Here is a 20,936-nt window from a genome sequence, read left to right as displayed (position 1 = left end):
GGACATGCCCGCAGCACCGACCGGGAGCGCCGCCGCGCTCGACGAGCCCGACCTGGGCCACCACGGGGACGCCGAGGCCACTCCCGGCCTGGTGGACCTGGCGGTGAACGTGCGCCGCGCCCCGATGCCGGACTGGCTGGCCGACCCGATCACCGCGGCGCTGGGCGACCTGGCCGCGTATCCGGACCCGGCACCGGCCCGCGCCGCCGTCGCTCACCGGCACGGGCGACCCCCGGAGGAGGTACTCCTCACCGCCGGCGCCGCCGAGGGTTTCGTCCTGATCGCCCGCGCGCTGTCCGGCGTCCGCCACCCCGTTGTGGTGCACCCGCAGTTCACCGAGCCGGAGGCCGCGCTGCGGGCCGCCGGGCACCGGGTCGACCGGGTGCTGCTCGACCCGGCCGACGGCTTCCGCCTGGACCCGGCCCGCGTCCCCGGCGACGCCGACCTGGTCATGATCGGCAACCCCACGAACCCGACCTCGGTCCTGCACCCGGCGGACACCATCGCCGCGCTGGCCCGTCCCGGCCGGGTGCTCGTGGTCGACGAGGCGTTCGCCGACACCACAGCCGCCCCCGGCGTCGACGGCGAGCCCGAGTCGCTCGCCGCCCGCCGCGACCTCCCCGGCCTCGTGGTGGTCCGCAGCCTCACCAAGACCTGGGGCCTGGCCGGGCTGCGGATCGGCTACCTGCTCGGCGACGCCGCACTGCTGGCCCGGTTCGCCACCGCGCAGCCGCTCTGGGCGGTCTCCACCCCGGCGCTCGCCGCCGCCACCGCCTGCGCCGCGCCGGCCGCCGTCGCCGCCGAACGCACCATCGCCGCCGAACTCGCCGCCGACCGCGACCACCTGGTGGCCCGCCTGTGCGGCCTGCCGGGGGTACGCGTGGCGGGCCGCCCGGCCGCCGCCTTCGTCCTGATCCACGTGGTCGGCGCCGCCGACGTACGCGAGCGGCTGCGCGCCCACGGCTGGGCGGTACGCCGGGGCGACACGTTCCCCGGGCTCGGCCCGGACTGGCTCCGGATCGCCGTACGCGACCGGCGCACCACCGACGCGTTCATCGAGACGCTGGCACGGATCCTGGAGGCATGATGCTGGAGTCCACAGTCGCGGCGATCCGGCCGCTGGACGAGGCCGCCATGGCGGCGGCCCGCGAGTTGCAGGGGCGGCTGACCAAGCCCGCCGGCTCGCTCGGCGCCCTGGAGCCGCTCTCGGTACGCCTCGCCGGGCTGGCCGGCGCCTGCCCACCGCCACTGCCCGAACCGGCCGCGGTGGCGATCTTCGCCGGTGACCACGGCGTGCACGCCCAGGGCGTGACCCCGTGGCCGCAGGAGGTCACCGCCCAGATGATCGCCAACTTCCTGGCCGGCGGCGCGGTGGTCAACGCGTTCGCCCGCCAGGCCGGTGCCTCGGTCACAGTGGTGGACGTCGGCGTGGCCACCCCGATCCCCGGTGCCGACGAGCCCGGTGACCCGGCCGGGCCGCGCCTGGTGGCCGCGAACGTACGGCCCGGTACCCGCGACATGACGGTCACCGCGGCGCTGACCCGGGACGAGGCCCGCGCGGCCGTCGAGACCGGCATCCGGGTCGCCGGCGAACTGATCGACGCCGGGGCGGGCATCCTGCTCACCGGCGACATGGGCATCGGCAACACCACCCCGTCCGCCACGCTCATCGCCGCGTTCTCCGGCGTGGACGCCGAGGCGGCCACCGGCCGGGGCACCGGGGTCGACGACGAGACGTACGCCCGCAAGGTGGCTGTGGTGCGGGCCGCGCTGGCCCGGCACGAGCCCGACCCGGCCGACCCGCTGGGCGTGCTGGCGACCGTCGGCGGGCTGGAGCACGCCGCGCTGACCGGCCTGATCCTCGGCGCCGCCGCGCGCCGGGTGCCGGTGCTGCTCGACGGCGTGATCGCGGTGAGCGCCGCGCTCGCCGCCGCCGCGTTCGCGCCGGACGCCGTGGGCGCCATGGTCGCCGGGCACCGCAGCGCCGAGCCGGGCGCCACGGCGGCGCTGCGGCACCTCGGCCTGGAACCGCTGATCGACCTGGGGCTGCGGCTCGGCGAGGGCACCGGAGCGCTGCTCGCCCTGCCGGTGGTCACCGGCGCGGTCCGGGTGCTGCACGAGGTGGCCACGTTCGACTCCGCCGGGGTGGCGGAGAAGTGACCGGGCCGACGCCGCCGAGCCCGTACCCGCTGGGGTTGCGGCTGGGCGGGCGGCGCGTGGTCGTCGTCGGCGGGGGAGCGGTCGCGACCCGGCGGGTGCCCGCGCTGCTCGACGCCGGCGCGGACGTGCTGCTGGTGTCGCCCGAGCTGACCCCGGCGCTGCGCGCGCACGTCGACGCCGGGCGGCTGCACTGGGAGCCGCGCCGGTTCGTCCCCGGCGACCTGGACGGTGCGTGGCTGGTCCAGGTGGCGGTCGACGACCGGGCCGCCGCGGCTGCGGTCAGTGCCGCCGCGGCCGAGCGGCGGATCTTCTGCGTACGCGCCGACGACCGGACGGCGGCGAGCGCGTGGACCCCGGCGGTGACCCGGCACGGCCCGGTCACAGTGGCGGTCCTCGGCGGCGGCGACCCCCGCCGAGCGATGGCGACCCGCGACGCCATCCGCGCCCTGCTCGGAAGGAAGGGCCCCCTTTTAACGCCTGCGGTAGAGGAAGGGCCCCCTCTTAACACCGGAGGGCGCGTCGCACTCGTCGGATCCGGACCGGGCGACCCGGAACTGATCACCGTGAAGGGGTGGCGGCTGCTCACCGAGGCCGAGGTCGTCGTCGCCGACCGGCTCGTGCCCGGCCTGCTCCTGGACGAGTTGCGCCCGGACGTCGAGTTGGTCGACGCCTCCAAGATCCCGTACGGGCCGTCCCGTGCCCAGGAGGAGATCAACCGGATCCTGGTGGACCGGGCGCGGGCCGGCAAGGTGGTGGTACGGCTCAAGGGCGGCGACCCGTACGTCTTCGGCCGTGGGGGCGAGGAGTTGCTGGCCTGCGCCGAGGCGGGCGTGCCGGTGACTGTGGTGCCCGGCGTGACGAGCGCGATCGCGGTGCCCGAGGTGGCCGGGGTGCCGGTGACCCACCGGGGCGTGGCGCACGAGTTCACAGTGGTCTCCGGGCACCTCGCGCCCGACGCGCCCGCGTCGCTGGTGCGCTGGGACGCCCTGGCCGGGCTGCGGGGCACACTCGTGATCCTGATGGGCCTGAAGAACCTCGCCGCGATCGGTGCCACCCTGATCGCGCACGGCAAGCCGGCTGACACTCCCGCCGCGGTGATCCAGGAGGGCACCACAGCCGCTCAGCGGATGCTGCGCTCCACGCTGGGCAGGGTCGCCGCCGACGTCGAGGCCGCCGCGCTGCGCCCACCCGCGATCGTGGTGCTCGGCGACGTGGTCCACGCCCTGACCCCGCCCGCCGCCCCCTGATAGCGCCGATCTTGCACTTGGTGCCCGCTCGGTGCCCGTTATAGCCCCTTCGCCGGGGCAGCAAGTGCAAGATCGCCGGGCTGGGGGCGGGGCTGGGGCTGGGGTGGGACGGGGACGGCGGCGGGGACCTTGGGTCCTCGCCGCCGTCTGGTGCTTCGGTCAGGTCACTGCTTGAGCATGTTGTCCAGCAGCAGGGCGCAGCGGATCAGGCCGAGGTGGCTGTACGCCTGCGGGTGGTTGCCCAGCCCGCGCTCGGCCAGCGGGTCGTACTGCTCCGGCAGCAGCCCGGTCGGCCCGGCCGTGTCGACCATCTGGGTGAACAGCTCCTCGGCATCGCTGCGGCGGCCGGTGCGCAGGTACGCCTCGATCAGCCACGACGTGCAGATGTGGAAGCCGCCCTCCCGGCCGGGCAGGCCGTCGTCCCAGTGGTACCGGTAGACGACCGGACCGCTGCGCAACTCCGCCTCGATCTTGAGCACGGTGGAGAGGAAACGCGGGTCGTCGCCGGCGAGCAGCCCGGAGATGCCGATCCACAGTGACGAGGCGTCCATCTCCTCGTACCCGTAGGCGACGCTGTACGCCTCGGCCTCCGGGTGCCAGCCGTGCTCCAGCACGTTCGAGGCGATCCGGTCGCGCAGCTCGACCCACTCGGGCCGGTCCTCGCCGCCGTGGCGACGTACGACGTGCAGCGCGCGGTCCACCGTCATCCAGAGCATGACCTTGGAGAAGACGTGGTGCCGCGGGGGGAGGCGGGCCTCCCAGATGCCGTGGTCGGGCTCGTGCCAGCGGCGGCGTACCGCCTCGACCATGTTCTCCAGCACCCGCCACTCGTCGTCGCGGATCGAGCCCCGGGCGTCGGCCACCGCCGCGATCAGGTCCGCGACCGGGCCGAAGACGTCGAGCTGGAGCTGGTGGTTGGCGAGGTTGCCGACGCGTACCGGCCGGGAGCCGGCGTAGCCGGGCAGCGTGTCGATGACCGCCTCGGCGCCCAGTTCGAAGCCGTCCACCGTGTAGAGCGGGTGCAGCCGCTCCGGGTGCCCGCCGGTGCGCTCGACCACGCCGTCGATCCAGCGCAGCAGCCCTTCGGCCTCCTCGGTCGAGCCGAGGTCGACAAGCGCGCGGGCGGTCATCGCGGCGTCCCGCAGCCAGCAGTAGCGGTAGTCCCAGTTGCGGACACCGCCCAGTTCCTCCGGCAGCGACGTGGTGGCCGCGGCGAGGATCGAGCCGGTCGGTTCGTGGCAGAGGCCGCGCAGCGTCAGCGCGCTGCGGGCGACCAGGTCCCGGGCGGTCGCGGGCAGCCGCAGCGAGGCCACCCAGTCCTTCCAGGGCTGCTCCGCGGCGGCCTGCCGCTCGTGCAGCGGCAGCCGGTGCGGTTCCAGGCTCTGCGTGCCGAAGCGCAGCTCCAGCACCACCTGGCCACCGGCGGCGGACAGGTCGACCACCGCCTTCGCGGTCTCGTAGCCGGCGTCGTTGGTGACCTCCCACTCGACGCCGGGGGAGTGCAGCGCGACCGGCTCGTTGGAGCCGAGCACCAGCAGGCCGTCGTCGAGCGGCTGGAGCTGCACCGCCACCTGACCGAACTCGGGGCGCGGCGCGAACTCGACCCGGGCCCGCCCGGTGCCGCTGAGCACCCGGACCAGTGTCGAGTCGCCGCTGACCACTGCGGGGTCGTCCGGCGTGGTCTCCCGTACCGGCAGGTCGAGCCAGTCGGTCACGGTCAGGCCGGACCAGCGGGTCTCGACCGTCATCGTGTTGCTGCGGTAGCGCTGGCCCAGCGGGATGCCGCCCCGCTCCGGGCCGACCGTGAAATGCCCGGCCGGGCTGCCGCCGACCAGGTCGGCGAAGATCGCCGCCGAGTCCGGCTTCGGGTGGCACAGCCAGGTGATCTTGGCTTCCGGTGTGACGAGCGCGACGGTACGGCCGTTGGCGAGCATCGAGTGCCGCTCGATCGGCACCGCCCGCTCGCCGAACAGCCAGTGCCGCCGCGTCTCCAGCAGCAGCCCGAGCGCCCGGGCCGCCTCGATCGGCTCGGCCACCCGGTAGTCGGCCCGGGTCTCCCCGGGACCGATCTTGATGCCGACGTCCGGCCCGGTCAGGTTGCCGAAGGCGTTCTCGTCGGTGACGTCGTCGCCGATGAACAGCACCGCGCTCGCGGCGAGCTGGGTGCGGAGCTGGTCGACGGCGGTGCCCTTGTTGGTGACGACCACCGACAGCTCGATGACCTCCTTGCCCTGGGTGACTGTCACGCCCTCCCAGGTCGCGGGGCCGTTGCGGACCGCCTCGACGGCCCGGGCGGCGACGTGCGGGTCCACACCGCGGGTGTGCACTGCGACGCTGGCCGGCTTGCGTTCCAGGCGGATGCCCGGGTGCTCGGCGGCGATCTCGCGCAGCGCCTCGCGGAGCCGGTGCCGGACCGCGATCAGCTCGGGGGTGAGCCGCTCGACGAAGCCGATGTCGAACTCCGAGCCGTGGCTGCCGACGAGGTGCACCTCGCTGGGCAGCCGCGAGAGTGTGGCCAGGTCGCGCAGCGCCCGGCCGGAGACGACGGCGACGCTCGTCTGCGGCAGCGCGGCGAGCGCGCGTACGGCCGCCACCGACTCGGGCAGCGGCACTGCCTTGCTGGGGTCCTCGACGATCGGCGCCAGCGTGCCGTCGTAGTCGCACGCGACCAGGAGTTGCGGAACCCGGGCGATACGGCCGATGGCGGCACGCAGTTCGGGATCCAGCACGCCGCCGTGGGCGGCGGCGGGGGCGGGCGAGGTCACGCAGCCTCCGTATCGGGGACGCCGAGCTCGCTGAGGAACGACTTGGCCCAGTGGCCCACGTCGTGGCTGCGCAGATGGCGCTGCATGACGCGCATCCGGCGGCGGGCTTCGGGCTTTTCGACATGCACGGCCCGCAGCAACGCGTCCTTCACCGCGTCCGGGTCGTGCGGATTACACAGGAACGCCTGGCGCAGCTCTGTCGCGGCGCCGGCGAACTCACTGAGCACGAGCGCGCCGCCCTGGTCGGCGCGCGATGCGACGTACTCCTTGGCCACCAGATTCATTCCGTCTCGCAGCGGGGTCACCATCATCACGTCGGCCGCGACGTACATCGCGGCCAGTTCGGAGCGACTGTACGACTGATGCAGATAATGCACTGCAGGCACGCCGACCCGGCCGAATTCACCATTGATCCGGCCAACCTCGCGTTCCACCTTCACCCGAAGTGCCTGGTAGTGCTCCACGCGCTCGCGGCTGGGCGTGGCGACCTGCACCATAACCGCGTCCGGAACTGTCAACTTTCCGTCAGCGAGGAGTTCTCGGAAGGCCTTCAGCCGGAGTTCGATGCCCTTGGTGTAGTCGAGCCGGTCGACGCCCAGGATGATCGTCTTCGGGTTGCCCAGCTCCTCGCGGATCTGCTTGGCCCGGGCCTGGATCGCGGGGTCCTCGGCCAGCCGCTCCATCTCCTTGGTGTCGATCGAGATGGGGAACGCGCCGGCCTTCACCTGCCGGCCGTCGACCTGGATCATCTGGCCCTCGTAGCGCAGGCCGAGCAGGTGCCGGGCCAGCCGGACGAAGTTCTGCGCCGCCAGGCGCTGCTGGAAGCCGACCAGGTCCGCGCCGAGCAGTCCACGGAGGATCTCGGTGCGGAACGGCATCTGCATGAACAGCTCGATCGGCGGGAACGGGATGTGCAGGAAGAAGCCGATCCGCAGGTCCGGCCGCAGCTCGCGGAGCATCGCCGGCACGAGCTGGAGCTGGTAGTCCTGGACCCAGACCGTCGCGCCCTCGGCGGCCACGTCCGCCGCGGCCTCCGCGAACCGGGCGTTCACCAGCCGGTACGCCTCGCGCCAGCGCCGCTTGTAGGCGGGCGTCTCCACCGCGTCGTGGTAGAGCGGCCAGATCGTCGCGTTCGACTGGCCCTCGTAGTAGCGCTCCAGCTCCTCGGCGCTCAACGGCACCGGGTGTAGCCGGATGCCCTCCAGGTCGAACGGCTCGGGCGCGGCGCCGGTGCCGCCGGCCCACCCCACCCAGGTGCCCTGGTGCTCGGCCAGCACCGGGTGCAGCGCGGTCACCAGCCCGCCGGGGCTGCGCCGCCACTGCCGCCCCTCGGGTGTGCTCACCTCGTCGACCGGCAGACGGTTGGCCACTACGACAAAGGAGCTACGGACGGTCACGATCGGCCACCTCCGGGTACTGACGGGTCCACCGCGATGAGCGTACTGAGCGTAGCTGCGGCGTCTGATCCCCCGTGCCGGAGTTACCTACCCGTCCCAGAACCGCCGAACCCAACGCGTGATCTTGTCGACACCCGGGCCCGCAGTTCGGCTCTTCCCGGTCGTACCGGAGACGTCCACGAGTGCTACCGGCGTCGGCGACGAGGCTCGCCGCCGTACCCCTGGGGTGGGGTGATGTGGGCGTGGCGGTCCGTACCTGTCAGGATTGACGGCGGCGTGCGCGCGGCCGGCTCCCGGCCGGCGGCGGCAGGCGGAGATCGACGCCCGCGCCCCGCACCCGACAAGCCCGCGATCGCAACCGACGGAGGTAGCCCGCACCGTGGCCCAGTTCATCTACGTCCTGGACAAGGCGCGCAAGGCGCACGGCGACAAGGTCGTGCTCGACAACGTGACGCTGAACTTCCTGCCGGGTGTCAAGATCGGGGTGGTCGGTCCGAACGGCGCCGGTAAGTCCAGCCTCCTCAAGATCATGGCAGGGCTGGACCGGCCGAGCAACGGCGAGGCCCGGCTCATGCCCGGCTACTCCGTCGGCATGCTCGCGCAGGAGCCGCCGCTCAACGAGGAGAAGACGGTCCTCGGCAACGTCGAGGAGGCGGTCGCCGAGACCAAGGCCAAGCTGGAGCGGTTCAACGCCATCGCCGAGCAGATGGCCACCGACTACTCCGACGAGCTGATGGAGGAGATGGGCAAGCTCCAGGAGGAGCTGGACGCCGCCGACGCGTGGGACATCGACTCCAAGCTCGAACTGGCCATGGACGCGCTGCGCTGCCCGCCGCCGGACGCCGACGTCACCCAGCTCTCCGGTGGTGAGCGCCGCCGGGTGGCGCTGTGCAAGCTGCTGCTGGAGGCGCCGGACCTGCTGCTGCTCGACGAGCCCACCAACCACCTGGACGCGGAGAGCGTGCAGTGGCTGGAGCAGCACCTGGCGAAGTACGCCGGCACCGTCCTGGCGATCACCCACGACCGGTACTTCCTGGACAACGTGGCCAACTGGATCCTGGAGCTGGACCGCGGCCGGGCCTACCCGTACGAGGGCAACTACTCCACCTACCTGGAGAAGAAGGCCGCCCGGCTCTCCGTCGAGGGACGCCGCGACGCCAAGATGAAGAAGCGGCTGTCCGAGGAACTGGAGTGGGTCCGCTCGAACGCCAAGGCGCGGCAGACCAAGTCCAAGGCCCGCCTGGACCGCTACGACGAGATGGCCGCCGAGGCGGAGAAGACCCGGAAGCTGGACTTCGAGGAGATCCAGATCCCGCCGGGCCCGCGTCTGGGCAACACGGTCATCGAGGCGCAGAACCTCACCAAGGCGTTCGGTGACCGGGTGCTGATCGACGACCTGTCGTTCTCGCTGCCCCGCAACGGCATCGTCGGCATCATCGGCCCGAACGGCGTCGGCAAGACCACGCTGTTCAAGACCATCGTCGGGCTGGAGCAGCCGACCGGCGGCTCGGTCCGGGTCGGCGAGACCGTCTCGCTGTCGTACGTCGACCAGAACCGGCAGGGCCTGGACGGCGACAAGACCGTCTGGGAGGTCGTCTCCGACGGGCTGGACCACCTCATGGTGGGCAAGGTCGAGATGCCGTCCCGGGCGTACATCGCCGCGTTCGGCTTCAAGGGGCCGGACCAGCAGAAGCCGACCAAGGTGCTCTCCGGCGGCGAGCGCAACCGGCTCAACCTGGCGCTGACGCTCAAGATCGGCGGCAACGTGATCCTGCTCGACGAGCCGACGAACGACCTGGACGTGGAGACGCTGTCCAGCCTGGAGAACGCGCTGCTGGAGTTCCCCGGCTGCGCCGTGGTCATCTCCCACGACCGGATGTTCCTGGACCGGGTCGCCACGCACATCCTGGCCTGGGAGGGCGACGACCAGAACCCGGCCAAGTGGTTCTGGTTCGAGGGCAACTTCGAGGCGTACGAGAAGAACAAGGTCGACCGGCTCGGCGCCGAGGCGGCCCGTCCGCACCGGGTGACCTACCGCAAGCTCACCCGCGACTGACCGGGGCCGACCCTTGTCTGACCGGTTCGTCTACCACTGCACGCTGCGCTGGTCCGACCTGGACGCGTACGGCCACGTCAACAACGCCCGCTTCCTCACGCTCTACGAGGAGGCCCGGGTGGCGATGATGTTCGCCGGCGGCCGGGCGTGGGGAGTGGGCTCGTTCGCCGACGGTGTGGTCATCCGCCGGCACGAGGTCGACTATCTGCGCCCGGTCGACTACGCGCTCGGCCGGGCCAGCGCGGAGGCTGCCCCGACGGTACGGATCGAGCTGTGGGTGGACCAGATCAGGGCCGCCTCCTTCTCGGTCGCGTACGAGCTGTACGACGGCGACACGCTGGCCGGCACCGCCCGGTCGCTGCTGGTGCCGTTCGACCTGACGGCGCAGCGCCCGCGCCGGATCTCGCCGGAGGAGCGGGCGTTCCTGCTCCGCTACGCGCCGGGGCTGAGCGGATGACCGGGCACGGGTTGACCGGGACGGCCGACGCCGGGGCCTTCCTGGCCCGGCTGGTCCGGTTCGACCCGGCCACGCTGGTCCGGCTGCGGCCGGTGCCCGGGGCGGGCCGTACCGCCCTCTGGGCGCGTCTGCCGTGGGGGGTGCTCGTGGTCCGAACCGTGCCGGGCGCCGCTCCCGGGGACGTCACGGTCGCCGCGGGGGAGCTGCTGGCCGAACTCTCCGCCGGGGGCGCCGCGCTTCCGGTACGCCGGGACGACGGCTGGCGGTGGCAGCTCCCACCGGCCGCGAGCCGGGCGGTGGAGGCGCTGCCCGGCGCCGAGCTGCGCCGGATCGCGGAGGCGGCGGCCGGGACGCTGCGCGAGGCGGCCACGCACGGTGTGGCGGGCCGCGCGGTCGGGCAGCGGGTGCTGCGGGACGCCCTGCTGGACCACGTCGCCGTGGTGGTGACCCCGGACGAGGCGCCTCGCACACCCGTCGAGGTGTCGCAGCGGCTGGTGCAGGCCCTGGTCCGGATGGGTTTCCTCGGCGCGGGCGCGGACGACGTTCAGGTGCGTACGGCTGGTCGATGGGTCGGACTCGTCGGACCGTTCGGGGCGGCCTGGTCGCGTACCGTCGCCGATCTTGCACTCAGGCCGACGGTAGGTCATCCGAACGGATGACCCCGCTTCGTCCTTCCGGTTTGGGGCGGTCGTTGGGGGGATGCCTCACGCCGTCTGTCCGGGTACCGTCCATCCTCGGATCCAACGCACCGTAGGCGTCCGGATCCGCTGGGGAGTGAGGTGCGCGAGCGATGCCGTGGTGGTCATGGCGCCCTGGTCCCGCCGCTGGCGGGGAGCCGGAGACTCGAAGCGGGACCACAGTGGATGACACCATCCGGGTCGGCCCACCGACCCCTCGCCAGCCGGGGGACGACGTGGCGCCACCTGAGCGGCCGGTCCTCGCGGACATGCCGGCCACCGTCGCGCCGGTCACCCTGAGCCGGGTCTGCGACGCGCTCGACCTGCTCGACGTCCGCTATCTGGCCGACGGCGACGGCAACCTGCTGGCCATGTGGGAGCGGCACGCCGTGCTCGTCGCGCTGGAGGGCCCGGACGACGAGATCCTGGTGATGCGGGCCCGCCCGCACGCGACGGTCCCGCCGGACTGGGCCGACCGGGCCTACCGCGTCGTGAACGAGTGGAACCACACCCGGCGCTTCTGCAAGGCGTACATCGGCGACCCGACCGAGCGCGGTCAGCTTCCGATCTACGCCGAGTTGCAGGTCCCGCTCGGCGCCGGCGCCCACGACGCGCTGCTCGTCGAGATGCTCGACTGCGGCGCCGCGGTCGCCGTCACGTTCGTCGACTGGCTGCACGACGAGGGCGCCCTGCTCTGAGCCGGGCTCAGCCCGCGGCCGGGTCCTCCATCACGTTCACCATGAAGTAGGCGGCCCGCTCCAGGTAGTCCCAGAGCGCGGCGGCGAGCTGCGGCGGCAGGTCGAGCGTGTCCACCGCCCGGCGCATGTGGTGCAGCCAGGCGTCCCGCTCGGCCGCGCCGATCCGGAACGGGGCGTGCCGCATCCGCAGCCGCGGGTGGCCGCGCTGCTCGGAGTAGGTGTGCGGTCCGCCCCAGTACTGGATGAGGAACAGGGTCAGCCGGTCCGCCGCCGGGCCCAGGTCCTCCTCCGGGTACATCGGCCGCAGCAGCGGGTCGTCGGCCACACCGGCGTAGAACTCGTCCACCAGCTTGCGGAAGGCCGGTTCACCGCCGATCGCCTCGAAGAGGGTCATCGACTCGCCTGGGGAAGTCACGCTTCCATCCTGCCAGGTGCGGCCCGGCACCCGCGCCCGCCCGCCGGGCGGCGCGGATCACGTCACCGCGTGCCGGTGTCGCCCGTGCTCGCGGTTCCGGTCACCGGACGCGGGGCCGGGCGCGTGCGCGTGCGCCGGCCCGCCACCGGCCGCCGACTCGGCGCGGGCGGCCGCGACGGCCTCGTGGATCACCTGTGGCCGGGGCCAGGCGAGCGCCGCCACCGTCATGATCAGCACACCGGCGGCGCTCCAGACGCCGACCACCGACGGGACCGAGAACCGCTCCGCGAGCGCGCCCGTGACCAGCACCGCGGCACCCTGGATGATCTGCGTGCCGCTGGCCATGACGCCGAACGCCCGGGCCCGGAAGCCGTCCGGCAGCGCCTGCACGAACAGGCCGTTGGCGACCGGGACGAGCCCGGCGACGGCGAAACCGCACCCCCCGGCCAGCAGCGCCACCACCGTCGGCGGCGGGTTGAACAACGCGGGTACGAGTGTCGCCGGCGCGATGATCATCAACGGTCGCATCAGCGTCAGCCGCCGCTCCGGGCCGACGAGCCGGCTGATGGTCAGCCCGCCGAGGATGTAGCCGACCGGGACGGCGGCCATGATCAGCCCCTGCGCGGTGCCGGCGTCCATCCGGCCGTCGGTCCGGTCGGCGGCCCAGCCCGCTGCCAGTCCCTCGGGGACGATCGAGAAGAGCATCGCGCTGAACACCAGCACCGCGATGGCGCGCAGCACCGGCCGCTCGAAGACGATCCGGAAGCCCTGGACGGTCTCCCGCAGCAGGTGGCTGCGGTGCACCTCGGACATCGCCGGTGGCCGCTCGCGGACGCCGAAGCGGACCAGCGCGGCCGAGACGGCGAAGGTCACGGCGTTGACGAGCAGCGCGGTGTTCGGGTTGAGCGCCGCCACCGTGGCGCCGATCAGGTAACCGACGACCTGGGCTGCCTGGCCGGCGCTGGTGAACGCGGCCAGGCCCACGACCAGCCGGTCGCCGGTCAGGAGGTGCGGCATCAGCGCCGACCGCGCCGCCTGGCTCGGCGGGTTCGCGAGCGTGGCCAGGAAGATCAGCGCGAAGATCGACCAGGTCGGCATCCAGGGCATCGCGACCAGCGCCATCAGCGCCATCCGGAGGAGGTCGCAGACGACCATGACCCGGCGGTAGTTGTGCCGCTCGGCGAGCGCGGAGAGCAGCGGGCCGCCGACCAGCCAAGGAAGGTAGCTGGCGGCGAACGCGGCGGCGGAGAGCGCGACCGAATCGGTCTCGCGCAGCACGAGCACTGTGACCGCGGCGCGGGCCAGGTAGTCGCCCACCCAGGAGAGGGTGTTGGCGGCGAAGATGGCGCGGAACTCCGACTGACCGAAGACGTCCCGGAAGGTGGCCGGGGCCTCCCGGGCGGGTCGCGCGTCGGACACCGTCGCCTCCATCGTTCCTGGTCGACCACTTGTGATGGCCCGACCGGGAACCGTCGTCAGATCAACCGATCAGCGAGGACACGAGCACGCCCCCCGGTGGAGCGTGTGCACCGGATTCTGCCCGATCGTCTGACAACTGGCTAGGGCGAACGGATTGATCGTCGCATCTCCGACTGAACGAACGGACGATACCCGAGGGGCCGCGCGGTGCGGAACCCCGGAAATCGTCCGGCTCGTCCGGCGACTCAGGTGGGTCCGCCGGTGCCCGTACCCTCGGCGGCGGGCGGCGCCGGTGGCTGGACCGGCAGGCCCGGGAACAGCCGTGCGGCCGCGATCTGCGCGACGATGCCGGAGTTCTCCAGCGCCTCCGCGAGGCGGCGGCGCAGCTCGCGGCCGACCGCGAACTGCCCGTCCGCGGTGGTCTTGACGACGGTACGGATCACCGCGCCGTCGACTGTCATCTGCTCGACGCCGAGGACCTCCGGCTCCTCCACGATGCTCGGCGCCAGCTCCGGGTCCAGCGCCACCGACGCCGCCGCGGTGCGCAGCACGGCGGTGGCCTCCTCGGTGCCGGCGAACCCGATCGGCAGGTCGACCACGACGAGCGCCCAGCCCTGGCTCTTGTTCCCGACGCGGACGATCTCGCCGTTGCGGATGTACCAGAGCACGCCGCGGCCGTCCCGGACCGTGGTGACCCGCAGCCCCACCGCCTCGACCACGCCTGTGGCCTCGCCCAGGTCGACCGTGTCGCCGACGCCGTACTGGTCCTCGATCAGCATGAACAGGCCGGCGATCAGGTCCTTGACCAGGCTCTGCGCGCCGAAGCCGAGCGCCACGCCGGCGATGCCCGCGCTCGCCAGCAGCGGGGCCAGGTCGAAGCTGAACTCCTTGAGCACCATCAGCAGCGCGATGCCGAAGACGAACGCGGTGACCATGCTGCGCAGCACCGACCCGATCGCCTCGGCCCGCTGCCGCCGCCGCTCCGGCACGAACTGGTCCGGGTCGAGCGAGGCGCTGGGGATCCGCTCGCGCAGCGGCCGGAGCATGGTCGGCACCGCGCCGTCGGTGGTGGTCCGCACCAGCCGGTTGATGGTCCGGTGCAGCGCCCACCGGGCGGCCACCGCGAGCAGCAGGATCAGCGCCACCCGCAGCGGCTTGAACAGGATCCAGTAGCTGCTCTCGGCGAACCAGGCGGAGTTCGTCACTCGGTACACCCACTCGCATGAGCTGCTGCCCTGGCAGTCCGGCTTCCGGTCGGAGACGGCGGCCAGCACGGCGGAGATCAGGTCGGAGACGTTCACTCTGCTTTCGTACCGCACGCCTGGCGGGCGGCGGACACCGCCACCTCGGCGAAGTGTCGCTACCCGGGGGGTAGCCCCGGATTAGTACGTGCAATCCGGGGCGCGATCAGGGACTATTGGCGCAACGGACGTCGGTGATCCGGCCGGCGTCGGAGCCGTCCCGCGCTGTCCGCGGGGCGGTTCCGACGCAGACGAGGCGGGAGCGACTGGACCGGGAGGGTGAGCGCGATGCCTGACATACGACCCACGGCGGGCTCCGGTGCACTCGTTCTCAACGCCACCTACGAGCCCCTGTGCGTCGTGTCGGTGCGTCGTGCCGCGATCCTCGTCCTCTCCGCCAAGGCGGTCTGCGTCGCCGACGGCGAGGGCATCCTGCACAGCGCGCGCAACGCGTTACCGGTGCCCTCGGTGGTGCGCCTGACCCGCTACGTCCGGGTGCCGTACCGCACCCACGTCGGGTTGTCCCGGCGGGCCGTGTTCGCCCGCGACGGTTGGCGGTGCGCCTACTGCCGGGGGCCGGCCGAGACCATCGACCACGTCTTCCCGCGCAGCCGGGGCGGCCGGCACGCCTGGGAGAACGTGGTCGCCGCGTGCGCGCGGTGCAACCACACCAAAGGCGACAAGACGCCCGCCGAGCTGGGCTGGCGGCTGCACCACCTGCCGGCCGCGCCCAAAGGAGCCGCGTGGCGGGTGCTCGGGCACCGCGCCCCCGACCCGCGCTGGGCGGACTGGCTCGACCTGCGCGAACCCGAGCCCGAGGCGGCCTGACCGGCCCGCTCAGCGCGCCTTGACCAGCGCGGCGTAGACGACCAGGTTGTCCGCGTACCCGGTCTCGCCGCCCACCCAGCGCCCGCCGCACGTGATCAGCCGCAGGTTGGGCCGGCTGAAGTCGCCGTAGACGTCCTCCACCGGCAGCTTCTCCTTGCCGTACCGCTCGATCGAGGTCACCTCGAACACCGCCACCGACCGGTCCTCGCGGGTCACCTCGATCCGGTCGCCGTCGTCCAGCTCCTTCAGCCCGTGGAAGACGGCCGGACCGGTGGTGGTGTCGACGTGCCCGACGAGCACGGCCGGTCCGTACTGGCCGGGGGTGGGGCCCTGGTCGTACCAGCCGACCTCGCCTGCGCGCTCCACGTCCGGCACCGCGATGCTGCCGTCCGGCGCGATGCCGACCCGGTGCACCGGCGCGCGCAGGTTCAGCTTGCCGATGCTCAGGTCCGTCGGCGGGCTGGCCGGCAGCACCGGGAACTTCTTCGGCGGCGGGCGCAGGCCGGCGACGATCCGGTCCGGCAGCACGCTGACCCCGGTCACCCGTTCCACGCCGAGCATGGCCACGATCAGCGCCATCACGCTCGCCACCACGAGCACCGGGACGCCGGGGCTGCGGCTCGGGGCGTACCGGCGGGTGGTGGTCCGTCCGGCGCGGGCCTCGACCGGCCGGGACTGCGGGTCGGCGGTGGCGACGCTGGCCGAGAACGCGTGCCCGGCGACGTGGGCGAACCGGCGCGCGGCCCGGGACGTCAGCCGCAGCGCGGCCCGGAGCCGGCCGGCGCGCTCCGGCGACCGGCGGCCGGGACGGGCGGCGGCGCGGCGGGTGCGGTCCGCCGCCGGGCCGGTACGGTCCCGGCGGCGCGATGAGCGGGCCATTGCGGCACCTCTCGTCAGACGCGGCCGCCGGGCTTGCGGCGGGCGCTCACACCGGCCACCACTGCCACCGCGACCAGGCCGCCGACCAGCAGCAGCGAGCCCGTGCCCCGGCTACCCGCGGTGCCACCGCCGCCGGTCGCCGGCCCCTTGCTCGGCTGCGCCATGTTGAGCACTGTGAGCATGGTCGAGGCGGTGTTGCCGTTGGAGCAGTCCAGGTTCACCGGGTAGTCGCCGGGCGCCTTGTTGCCCGGCACGGTGACCGAGCCGGTGAGGAAGCCGTTGTCGGACCGCAGCGTCACCCGCCCGAAGGCGTCCGAGGTGACCTGCGCCTGGCGGTTGTTGCTGTTGTCGCAGCCGGCCCGCAGGTTGACCCGGGAACCGGCCTGGACGCTGTTCGGCGTCACCTCGATGAACACGCTCTCCCCGGCCCGGGCCGGCGGCGCGGTGGTCAGGACGAACGCCGCGACCAGGCCGAGCAGGCCCAACAGGGACGACAACGCACGATGTGACACGAGCCCTCGCATGGTTCCCCCCTCCCGGCGCGACGATGCGCCGGACCACTGACGGGCAGCGGCGCCTGCTTTCCCGGAGGGCGGGGTAGCTAACGGGGCGCCTTGACCACGGGGTGCCAGGCCAGCGGGGTGGACAGCACCATCGTGCTGGACGGCTGCCCGTACGGCGCGAGACGGTCGATGACCTCCTCGAACTCGCCCATGTTCGTGGCGGCGACCTTGAGCATGCTGCACGCGTCCCCGGTGATCCGGTGGATCTCCATGATCTCCGGCCAGCCCGCGACGTCGGGGTCGTTGAGGATGCAGCGCGCGCCGTAGCAGGACATCCGGATCAGCGCGAGCACTGTGCGTCCGGCCCGGGTGAGGTCGACGTGGGCGTGGTAGCCGGTGATCACACCGGCTTCCTCCAGCCGCCGTACCCGCTCGGCCACAGCGGGCGGCGACAGGTGGACCCGGCGGGACAACTCGCTGTACGAGAGCCGGGCGTCGGCCTGGAGCTCGCGCAGCAGCGCCCAGTCCATGTCGTCCACGCGCGGACCTTCCTTCCGTAAAGACAGCGACGCGAGATGGTTTCGGTTCGCGAAGTGAGACCACCATACCGCCGTTGAACAGGCATTCCATTCGGCCGTCCACCAGCGGGATCATGACTTCTACCCCGCGCACGGACGGAGAATGACTGTGGAACAGACGACGGCGGTGCGCCCGGTAACCCCCCAGGAACGGGCGGCTCGGGCGGCGCGCAACGGCGGCGAGCCGACGCTGGAGTTCGCCGACCGCGTGCCGTACGACGCGTACGTACGGGCCAGCACACTGCACCGGCTCCAGGAGCCGCTCAGCGACGACCCGGGCGAGATGTCCTTCCTGATGGTCAGCCAGATCATGGAGCTGTACTTCGGCCTGACCTGCCACGAGCTGCGGCACGCCAAGCGCGAGCTGCGCGAGGACCGGATCTGGGAGGCCCTGCCCCCGCTGCGCCGCGCCGCCCTGCACCTGGAGGGCCTCAACGCCGCCTGGCACGGCCTGCGCTGGATGAGCCCGGCCGACTTCAACCGCTTCCGCGACCGGCTCGGCGAGGGCTCCGGCTTCCAGTCCGCCATGTACCGGCAGCTGGAGTTCCTGCTCGGCCTGCGGGACCGGGCGCTGATCCGCCCGTTCCGCCGGCAGACCGAGGTGTACGACGAGCTGACCGCCGCGCTCGCCACGCCGAGCCTCTGGGACGAGGTGGTGGCGCTGCTGGCCCGCAAGGGCTTCGACGTGCCGGCCGAACTGCTGTCGCGGGACGTGAACGCCGAGCACGAGGCGCACCCGGCGATCGAGGCGGCCTGGGTCCGGATCTACGGCGACAACGGCCCGGACAACCACCTGCGCCTGCTCGGCGACGCGCTGACCGAGATCGCCGAGGAGTTCGGCGACTGGCGCTGGAACCACGTCAAGGCCGTCCAGCGCACGATGGGCGCCAAGGTCGGCAGCGGTGGTTCCGCCGGACTGGCATGGTTGCAGCGCAGCATGGCCCGGGTGGTCTTCCCGGAGCTGTGGTCGGCCCGCACCGCGATGTGACGAGAGAGAACAGCATGCACACCCCCGAGAACGAAGCCCTCCGCCGCGACGCCGCCGACCCCGGCCACCGGCACCTGTTCCACATCCCACCCGCCGACGGCGGGCGCTACCCCGACACGGCGTACCTGGCGGGCAACTCGCTCGGCCTGCAGCCCCGGGCCACCCGGGACGAACTCCTCGCCGACCTGGACGCCTGGAGTCGCCTCGGCGTCGAGGGGCACCTGGAGTCGGAGCGCCCCTGGCTGCCGTACCACGAGCTGCTGACCGCACCGGCCGCCCGCCTGGTCGGCGCGCTGCCCGCGGAGACCGTGGTGATGAACTCCCTCACCGTGAACCTGCACCTGCTGATGGTCAGCTTCTACCGGCCGGCCGGCGAGCGCACCCGCATCGTCATCGAGGACAGCGCGTTCCCCTCGGACAGCTACGCCGTGCGCAGCCAGGCCCGCTTCCACGGCCTGGACCCGGACACCACTGTGGTACGCCTCAAGCCGCGCCCCGGCTCGGACACGCTCGGCACCGAGGACGTGCTGGACTTCCTGGCCCGCGAGGGCCACACGGTGGCGCTGCTGATGCTCGGCGGCGTGAACTACCTGACCGGCGAGCTGATGGACATCCCGGCCATCACCGCTGCCGGCCGGGCCGCGGGCGCGGTGGTCGGCTGGGACCTGGCGCACGCCGCCGGCAACGTGCCGCTGGCGCTGCACGACTGGGACGTGGACTTCGCCGCCTGGTGCTCGTACAAGTACCTCAACTCCGGCCCTGGCGCGCTGGGCGGCGTCTTCGTCCACGAGCGGCACCTCGGCGACCCGTCGATCCAGCGGTTCGAGGGCTGGTGGAGCACCGAGGCGGCCACCCGGTTCGAGATGACCCCGGTGTCCCGGCCGCCCGCCACAGTGGAGGCGTGGCAGATCTCCAACCCGCCGATCTTCGCGATGGGCCCGGTGCGTACCTCGCTGGAGCTGTTCGACTCCGTCGGCATGCCCGCGCTGCGCGAGCGCAGCCTGCGGCTCACCGCCTGGCTGGAGCAGTTGCTCGACGAGGTGACGCCGGGCCGCCCGCTGACAGTCGTCACCCCGCGCGACCCGGCCCGCCGCGGTTGCCAGCTCTCGGTGCGGATCGGGGTGGGCAGCGCGAACGAGCTGACCAAGCGGCTGCGGCACGAGCACGGCGTGGTCGCCGACGCCCGGGAGCCGGACATCGTCCGGTTCGCGCCGGTGCCGCTGTACTCCTCGTACCACGACTGCTGGCGGGTCGCCGAGGCGCTGGCGGCAACGTTTGAGAAGGAGGGCTCGTGAGCGAGCGCGACGAGATCGCCGTGGTCGGCGCCGGGCTGGCCGGCTGTCTGCTGGCCTGCTACCTGGCCCGGCGCGGCTACCCGGTGGCCCTCTACGAGCGGCGGCCCGACCCGCGTACCGGCACCGCCGAGCGGGGCCGGTCGATCAACCTGGCGCTGTCCGAGCGTGGCCTGGACGCGCTGCGCCGCATCGGCCTGGAGGACGAGGTCATGGCGGACGCGCTGCCGATGCGCGGCCGCATGATCCACCCGGTCGAGGGCGAGCCGGAGTTCCAGTCCTACAGCGGATCCGGGGACCGGGCGATCAACTCGATCAGCCGGGGCGCGCTGAACAACGCGCTGCTCGACGCCGCCGCCGCGCTGCCGAATGTGCGCGTCGCGTTCGACCACCGGCTGGTCGGGCTCGACCCGCTCGGCGGCGAGATGACGTTCGAGACCCCGCAGGGCAAGGTCACCGCCACCGCCTCGGTCGTCCTCGGCGCCGACGGCGCCGGCTCCGCGGTGCGTGGGCAACTGCTCGCGTACGGCGGCCTGACCGAGAGCCTGGACTTCCTCGACTACGGCTACAAGGAGCTGACCATCCCGCCGCTGGGCGGGGAGTTCGCGCTCGACCCGGGCGCGCTGCACATCTGGCCGCGCGGCACCTCGATGATGATCGCGCTGCCGAACCCGGACCGCTCCTTCACCTGCACGCTGTTCTGGCCCACCCACGGCACCCGCAGCTTCGCCTCGCTGAGCAGCCCGGCGGCGATCGAGCAGTTCTTCGCCACCCACTACCCGGACCTGGTCCCGCTCGCGCCGAACCTGGTCGACGACTACCAGCACAACCCGGTCGGTGTGCTCGGCACCGTGCGCTGCACGCCGTGGCAGGTGGCAGGCAGGGTCGGCCTGATCGGCGACGCCGCGCACGCCATCGTGCCGTTCTACGGCCAGGGCGCGAACTGCGCGTTCGAGGACGTGGTCGAGCTGGACCGCTGCCTCGACGAGTGCGACGACGAGTGGGCCGCCGCGCTGCCGCTGTTCCAGCACCGCCGCCAGGACAACGCCGAGGCGATCGCCCGGATGGCGCTGGCGAACTTCGTGGAGATGCGGGACAAGGTCGCCTCGCCGGTGTTCCGCACCCGCAAGCAGGTCGAGCACGCGCTGGAGCGCGCGCTGCCCGGCCGCTACGTCTCCCAGTACGAGCTGGTCTCGTTCTCCACCACCCCGTACGCGCAGGTGCGCCGCCGGGTGCGCGCGCAGTACGCGGTGGTCGGCGCGGTAGCGGCCGGCGCGGTCGCGCTGCTGGCCGGCGGTGTCCGCGCGGCGCTGGGGAGGCGGCGATGACGCTCTGG

The 20,936-nt window shown here is 73.1% G+C and carries 19 protein-coding genes; 11 read left to right on the top strand and 8 right to left on the bottom strand.

Translation table 11 applies throughout. The features are described from left to right. The first annotated feature begins 4 nt into the window (after positions 1 to 4). From cobC to cobA, 3 genes are read left to right on the top strand one after another with little or no spacing between them, the layout of a single operon-like run. Positions 5 to 1,087, top strand: a complete 1,083-nt coding sequence (gene cobC / locus FB454_RS03470; RefSeq protein WP_145752761.1) for an Rv2231c family histidinol phosphate aminotransferase CobC — start codon at positions 5 to 7, stop codon at positions 1,085 to 1,087. Next, on the top strand, positions 1,087 to 2,160 hold the full coding sequence (gene cobT, locus FB454_RS03465) for a nicotinate-nucleotide--dimethylbenzimidazole phosphoribosyltransferase (RefSeq protein ID WP_145753055.1): 1,074 nt from the start codon (positions 1,087 to 1,089) through the stop codon (positions 2,158 to 2,160). Before cobC ends, cobT begins: the two co-directional genes overlap by 1 nt. Beyond that, on the top strand, positions 2,157 to 3,407 hold the full coding sequence (cobA, locus tag FB454_RS03460) for a uroporphyrinogen-III C-methyltransferase (protein ID WP_013475462.1): 1,251 nt from the start codon (positions 2,157 to 2,159) through the stop codon (positions 3,405 to 3,407). The genes cobT and cobA overlap by 4 nt, the downstream gene beginning before the upstream one ends. Before the next feature lie 164 nt (positions 3,408 to 3,571). Here the strand turns inward: cobA and otsB are convergent, their stop codons facing one another. Then, a complete protein-coding gene (otsB, locus tag FB454_RS03455) occupies positions 3,572 to 6,172 on the bottom strand; it encodes a trehalose-phosphatase (protein ID WP_013288080.1) in 2,601 nt (866 codons plus the stop codon). After that, a complete protein-coding gene (locus tag FB454_RS03450; RefSeq protein WP_013288079.1) occupies positions 6,169 to 7,569 on the bottom strand; it encodes an alpha,alpha-trehalose-phosphate synthase (UDP-forming) in 1,401 nt (466 codons plus the stop codon). Before FB454_RS03450 ends, otsB begins: the two co-directional genes overlap by 4 nt. Positions 7,570 to 7,948: 379 nt before the next feature. Here FB454_RS03450 and ettA point away from each other — a divergent pair, with 379 nt between their 5' ends. The 4 genes from ettA to FB454_RS03430 all read left to right on the top strand — a co-directional run bounded on the left by ettA (position 7,949) and on the right by FB454_RS03430 (position 11,457). Next, on the top strand, positions 7,949 to 9,625 hold the full coding sequence (gene ettA, locus FB454_RS03445) for an energy-dependent translational throttle protein EttA (protein ID WP_013288078.1): 1,677 nt from the start codon (positions 7,949 to 7,951) through the stop codon (positions 9,623 to 9,625). Positions 9,626 to 9,638: 13 nt separating this feature from the next. After that, positions 9,639 to 10,082 (top strand): acyl-CoA thioesterase, encoded by a 444-nt coding sequence (locus FB454_RS03440; RefSeq protein ID WP_071098016.1) that lies wholly within the window; start codon positions 9,639 to 9,641, stop codon positions 10,080 to 10,082. After that, entirely contained in the window at positions 10,079 to 10,741 is a 663-nt protein-coding gene (locus tag FB454_RS03435) for a DUF8185 domain-containing protein (RefSeq protein WP_145752758.1), read from the top strand. The genes FB454_RS03440 and FB454_RS03435 overlap by 4 nt, the downstream gene beginning before the upstream one ends. Positions 10,742 to 10,872: 131 nt before the next feature. After that, positions 10,873 to 11,457 carry a type III secretion system chaperone family protein gene (locus FB454_RS03430; protein ID WP_013288075.1) on the top strand — a complete coding sequence of 195 codons (585 nt, stop codon included), beginning with the start codon at positions 10,873 to 10,875 and terminating at the stop codon, positions 11,455 to 11,457. 7 nt (positions 11,458 to 11,464) lie between these two features. On the opposite strand, the gene FB454_RS03425 is transcribed toward FB454_RS03430, so the two are convergent. From FB454_RS03425 to FB454_RS03415, 3 genes are all read right to left on the bottom strand, one after another. Further along, on the bottom strand, positions 11,465 to 11,851 hold the full coding sequence (locus FB454_RS03425) for a globin (protein WP_174361815.1): 387 nt from the start codon (positions 11,849 to 11,851) through the stop codon (positions 11,465 to 11,467). A 78-nt stretch (positions 11,852 to 11,929) separates the two neighbouring features. Then, positions 11,930 to 13,303: an MFS transporter gene (locus tag FB454_RS03420; protein WP_047892631.1), complete on the bottom strand. Its 1,374-nt coding sequence runs from the start codon at positions 13,301 to 13,303 to the stop codon at positions 11,930 to 11,932. A gap of 233 nt (positions 13,304 to 13,536) precedes the next feature. Beyond that, positions 13,537 to 14,592 (bottom strand): mechanosensitive ion channel family protein, encoded by a 1,056-nt coding sequence (locus FB454_RS03415; RefSeq protein ID WP_030273292.1) that lies wholly within the window; start codon positions 14,590 to 14,592, stop codon positions 13,537 to 13,539. 228 nt (positions 14,593 to 14,820) lie between these two features. Between FB454_RS03415 and FB454_RS03410 the strand changes: the two genes are divergently transcribed. Next, on the top strand, positions 14,821 to 15,360 hold the full coding sequence (locus tag FB454_RS03410) for an HNH endonuclease (protein ID WP_013288071.1): 540 nt from the start codon (positions 14,821 to 14,823) through the stop codon (positions 15,358 to 15,360). A 9-nt stretch (positions 15,361 to 15,369) separates the two neighbouring features. Here FB454_RS03410 and FB454_RS03405 read toward each other — a convergent pair whose 3' ends face one another. From FB454_RS03405 to FB454_RS03395, 3 genes are all read right to left on the bottom strand, one after another. Further along, positions 15,370 to 16,239 (bottom strand): class F sortase, encoded by an 870-nt coding sequence (locus FB454_RS03405; RefSeq protein WP_013288070.1) that lies wholly within the window; start codon positions 16,237 to 16,239, stop codon positions 15,370 to 15,372. 14 nt (positions 16,240 to 16,253) lie between these two features. Then, the gene (locus FB454_RS03400; protein ID WP_013475465.1) at positions 16,254 to 16,763 is read right to left on the bottom strand and encodes a hypothetical protein; all 510 of its coding nucleotides are present in this window, start codon (positions 16,761 to 16,763) and stop codon (positions 16,254 to 16,256) included. Positions 16,764 to 16,840: 77 nt separating this feature from the next. Continuing rightward, on the bottom strand, positions 16,841 to 17,281 hold the full coding sequence (locus tag FB454_RS03395; RefSeq protein ID WP_013288068.1) for an Lrp/AsnC family transcriptional regulator: 441 nt from the start codon (positions 17,279 to 17,281) through the stop codon (positions 16,841 to 16,843). A gap of 142 nt (positions 17,282 to 17,423) precedes the next feature. On the opposite strand from FB454_RS03395, the gene FB454_RS03390 reads away from it, so the two are divergent. Genes FB454_RS03390 through FB454_RS03380 form a run of 3 tightly spaced genes read left to right on the top strand, consistent with a single transcriptional unit; the run spans position 17,424 to position 20,928 of the window. Further along, a complete protein-coding gene (locus FB454_RS03390) occupies positions 17,424 to 18,308 on the top strand; it encodes a tryptophan 2,3-dioxygenase (RefSeq protein ID WP_030273297.1) in 885 nt (294 codons plus the stop codon). Between the two features lie 14 nt (positions 18,309 to 18,322). Continuing rightward, a complete protein-coding gene (kynU, locus tag FB454_RS03385; RefSeq protein WP_145752756.1) occupies positions 18,323 to 19,603 on the top strand; it encodes a kynureninase in 1,281 nt (426 codons plus the stop codon). After that, complete coding sequence (locus FB454_RS03380; protein ID WP_013288065.1) at positions 19,600 to 20,928, top strand: FAD-dependent oxidoreductase; 1,329 nt, start codon at positions 19,600 to 19,602, stop codon at positions 20,926 to 20,928. The genes kynU and FB454_RS03380 overlap by 4 nt, the downstream gene beginning before the upstream one ends. Positions 20,929 to 20,936: the final 8 nt, after the last annotated feature.

The organism is Micromonospora sp. CNZ297, assembly GCF_007827625.1.
This window is presented reverse-complemented; position numbering and strand designations above follow the sequence as displayed.